We start from the raw sequence: 4938 nt of genomic DNA, 5'->3' as shown, positions 1-4938 counted from the left end.
GTGACGGTGTTCATGGTGCTGCATGCGGCGGTGGCGGTGTGGTTGTCGCGGCTGGGTGCGGGCGAGGATCTGCCGATCGGTACGGCGGTGGCGGGCCGGACGGACGAGGCGCTCAACGATCTCGTCGGGTTCTTCGTCAACACGTTGGTGCTGCGGACGGATGTCTCGGGTGATCCGACATTCGTGGAGTTGCTGGATCGGGTGCGGGAGACGAACCTGGCGGCGCTGGCGCACCAGGATGTGCCGTTCGAGCGGTTGGTGGAGGTGTTGTCGCCGGCCCGTTCGCTGGCGCGGCATCCTCTGTTCCAGGTCATGCTGACGTTGGAGAACACGGACACGGCCGCTCTGGAGCTGCCCGAGCTGACCGCCGCCGGGCTCAGCACCGCACCGGCCGCCGCCAAGTTCGACATCGAGCTGTCGTTCAGGGAGGAGACGGACTCCGAGGGCGCACCCGCGGGCATCCGGTTGGGTGTCGTCGTATCGGCGGATCTCTTCGACTCGGAGTCGGCGCGGACCCTGGCGCAGCGGTTGTCCCGGGTCCTGGAGACGGTCACGGCGGATCCCGCCGTACCGGTGAACGCGGTCGAGATGCTGGACGAATCCGAACGGATCCGCCTTCTCCAGGGCTGGAACGACACGGACCGGCCGGTCGCCGACACGACCCTGGCGGAACTCTTCGAGCGGCAGGCCGCAGCCTCCGCCGACGCGGTGGCGGTCTCGTTCGAGGGCACCGAATGGACGTACGCGGAGCTCAACGCGCGGGCGAACCGGCTGGCTCGGTATCTGGTGGGCCTGGGCGTCGGCCCGGAGACGGTCGTCGGTGTGGCGATGCAGCGCTCCCTCGACCTGGTCACCGCGCTTCTGGCGATCCTCAAAGCCGGTGGCGCCTACCTTCCGGTCGACCCGGAGTATCCGTCCGACCGGATCGCGTTCATGCTCGCCGACGCCCGGCCGGTGTGCGTGCTCGCGGACGCGTCGCTGACGGAGGAACCGCGGACCGACCTCACCGTGCCCGTCGTCGAGCCGGCCGAACCGGCTGTGGCGGCACGGGCGGCGACCCTGGACTCCTCGGACCTGAGCGACGACGAACGTACCGCGCCTCTGCTGCCCGCCCACCCCGCGTACATGATCTACACCTCCGGGTCCACCGGCGTCCCCAAGGGCGTGCAGGTCCCGCACCGCGGGATCGTCAATCGTCTCGCGTGGATGCAGGGCGATCACCGGCTCCGGCCCACCGACCGGGTGTTGCAGAAGACCCCGTTCGGCTTCGACGTATCGGTGTGGGAGTTCTTCTGGCCGTTGGTGGAGGGCGCCGTCCTGGTGGTGGCCCGGCCGGGCGGACACCGTGATCCCGGCTACCTGGCGGGGCTGATCCGTCAGGCAGGGGTCACGATCACGCACTTCGTTCCCTCGATGCTGCAAGGATTCGTACAGGAGCCGGCCGCCGCGTCCTGCGCGAGCCTGCGGTTGGTGTTCTGCAGCGGGGAGGCGCTCTCCCCCGAGCTGCGGGACGAGTTCGCGCGTCTCCTCCCCGTCCCCCTGCACAATCTCTACGGCCCCACCGAGGCCGCCATCGAGGTCACCGCCGCCCCCTGCGAACCGGGTCCCGTGGTGCCCATCGGGCGCCCGGTCTGGAACACCCGTGTCTACGTCCTCGACGCGGGGCTGCGCCCGGTGCCTACCGGGGTGGTGGGCGAGCTGTATCTGGCCGGCGTGCAACTCGCCCGCGGATACGCCCACCGATCGGGGCTCACAGCGGAACGGTTCGTGGCCTGCCCGTTCGAACCGGGCGGGCGGATGTACCGCACGGGGGACCTGGTCCGCTGGACCGCCGACGGCCAGCTGGTCTACCTGGGCCGTGCCGACGACCAGGTGAAGATCCGCGGGTTCCGGATCGAACCCGGCGAGGTACGGGCGGCGGTCGCGGAGCACCCGGACGTGGCGCAGGCAGCGCTGATCGTCCGCGAGGACCGTCCCGGTGATCTGCGGCTGGTGGCCTATGTCGTGCCCGGGAAGGAGGCCGAGGAGGAACTCGTCTCCTCGGTACGCGCGTTCGCCGAGGCCCGGTTGCCGGAGTACATGGTGCCGTCCGCGGTGGTGGTGCTGGACGAGCTGCCGGTGACGGTGAACGGCAAGCTGGACCGGGCCGCCCTGCCGGCTCCCGACTACGCGAGCCTCGCCACGTTCCGCGGCCCTTCCACGCTGGTGGAGGAGGTGCTGTGCGCCGCCTTCGCCGAGGTGTTGGGTGTGGAGCGGGTCGGGGTCGACGACAACTTCTTCGCGCTCGGTGGACACTCACTGCTCGCCGTGTCGCTCGTGGAGAACCTCCGGGCCCGTGGGGTGGCGGTGAGCGTCCGGGCACTGTTCACCACGCCGACGCCCGCCGGTATCGCCGCCGCGTCCCCGGGCTCGCTGTTCGAGGTCCCGCCGAACCTGATCCCCGAGGACGCCACGGAGATCCGGCCGGAGATGTTGCCGCTGGTCGAGCTCGACCAGGACGAGATCGACCGCATCTGCGCCCGCGTCCCGGGTGGTGCCCGCAACATCGCGGACATCTATCCGCTGACGCCCCTGCAGGAGGGGATGTTCTTCCATCACCTCATGGCCGAGGACGGCGACGACGTCTACCTCCTCCCGACCGTGGTCGGCTTCGACTCCCGCGAACGCCTCGACGCGGTGCTGGCCGCCCTGCAGCAGGCCGTCGACCGGCACGACATCTACCGGACCGCGATCATCTGGGAGGGCCTGCGTGAACCCGTCCAGGTGGTGCTGCGGGACGTGCGGGTCCCCGTCACCGAGGTCGTGGGGGAGAACGGGGCGGACGGGGTCGACGCGCTCCTCGGCGCTGCCGACCCCCGGATGGATCTGGGGCGGGCACCGCTCGTCCGGGTCCACATCGGCCGCGAGCCGGCGACCGGCCGGTGGCTCGCCCTGCTCCAGGTGCACCACATCGTCCTCGACCACACCGGCTGGGAGACGCTGCTGACCGAGGTCACGGCCATCCTCCGGGACGAGGCCGACCTGCTGCCGGAACCGCTGCCGTTCCGGGACTTCGTGGCCACGGCTCGCATGGGCGTGTCCCGCGCGGAGCACGAGGAGCACTTCACCCGGCTGCTCTCCGACGTGACCACGACGACCGCGCCGTTCGGCCTGCTGGACGTGCACCGCGACGGCGCGGATCTCGGGCGTGCCACGATGTTCGTCGAGGCCGGCCTTGCCGCACGGGTGCGGGAGCAGGCGCGCCTGCTCGGTGTCTCCCCGGGCACGCTGTTCCACGTCGCCTGGGGGCGGGTCCTCGCGACCGCCTCCGGAACCGAGGACGTGGTCTTCGGCACCGTGCTGTTCGGCCGGATGAGCGGCGGCACCGACGTGGAACGCGTACTGGGGCCCTTCATGAACACCCTGCCGGTCCGCCTGCGGGCAGGATCGGCGGACGTGGCCGAGGCCGTCACGGCCATGCAGGCCCAACTGGCCGAGCTCCTGGTCCACGAACACGCCCCGCTGCCGCTGGCCCAGAGCGCCAGCGGCGTTCCCGCCCCCGCACCCCTGTTCACCTCGATCTTCAACTACCGTCACACCCGCTCGAAGGCCGAGCGGGCGACCCGGGACCCGCGGTCCGGGCAGGACCGGGACGCCTCCCTCGACGGCATCCGGACCGTGTACGACCTGGACCGGACGAACTACCCCCTCGACGTCGCGGTGGACGACCTGGGCTCAGGGTTCGGGATCACCGTGGGTGTGGTCTCGCCGCTCGATCCGCACCGGGTGTGCCAACTGTTCCACACGGCGACGGCCGGCCTGGTCGAGGCGCTGGAGCAGGGCGGTGGCAGGCCGCTGCGCGACGTGGAGATCCTCGACGGCACGGGACGCCGAGAGCTGCTGGAGGCCTGGAACGACACGGCCACCCCCGTGCCCCAGCCGTCCGTCCTGGAGATGATCGCCGGACACGTGGCCCGCACTCCGGACGCGGTGGCGGTGGCCTACGGCGACACCGAACTGTCCTACGTGGAGCTGAGCGAGCGGGCGAACCGGCTCGCCAACCATCTGAGCACGCTCGGGGTCGGCCGCGAGTCGGTGGTCGGACTCTGCCTGCCGCGAGGCATCGAACTGGTCGTGGCGATCCTGGCGGTGTGGCGGGCCGGCGGCGCCTACCTGCCGATTGACGCCGGACTTCCGGTGGAACGCTCCGCGTTCATGCTCGCCGACTCCAACGCGGCGGTGGTCATCGGCACCGAGGACACACTGGGTGACCTGCCCGCGGGCCGGGTCGGCCTGGTGGCTCTGGACGATCCGATGGTGGCCGCCCAGGTCGACATGGCACCGGCGACGGACCCGGCCGTACCCGTCCTGCCCGACCAGATGGCCTACGTCATCTACACCTCCGGATCGACCGGCACCCCCAAGGGCGTGCACGTCGGGCACAGTGGACTGACGAACCTCGCGCTCGCACAGATCGAGCACTTCCGTGTGACGCCCGAGTCGAGAGTTCTGCTGTTCGCCTCCCCGAGCTTCGACGCCTCCGTCTCCGAGCTCGCGATGGCTCTCGGCGCGGGCGCGACGGCCGTGGCGGGCGACGCGGACGAGATGCTCCCGAGCGGTGGCCTCGGCGGTCTCGGCGGCCTCGTGGAGCGCCACCAGGTGACCCATCTGACGCTTCCCCCTGTCGTCCTCGGCGCGCTCGACGACGGCGAGCTGACCTCGGTCACCACACTGGTGACCGCCGGCGAGGCTCTGGGCCGCGAGACCGCTGCCCGCTGGGCCCGCGGCCGCCGCTTGGTGAACGCGTACGGTCCGACGGAGACCACCGTGTGCGCGACCATGTCGAAGCCCTTGACACCTGACACCGAGGTGCGGATCGGTTCGCCGGTGGCGAATGCGCGGGTGTATGTGCTGGACGAGTGGTTGCGGCCGGTGCCGGTGGGTGTGGCGGGTGAGTTG

Annotated in this window: 1 protein-coding gene; it reads left to right on the top strand. The window is 71.1% G+C overall.

Annotated features, from left to right (window positions below):
• Window positions 1–12 precede the first annotated feature (12 nt).
• A partial coding sequence (locus ACFZDK_RS55510; protein WP_390986990.1) for an amino acid adenylation domain-containing protein occupies window positions 13–4938 on the top strand: 4926 nt, incomplete at its 3' end.

This window comes from Streptomyces sp. NPDC007901, from assembly GCF_042959465.1.
Taxonomy (GTDB): Bacteria; Actinomycetota; Actinomycetes; order Streptomycetales; family Streptomycetaceae; genus Streptomyces.
This window is presented reverse-complemented; position numbering and strand designations above follow the sequence as displayed.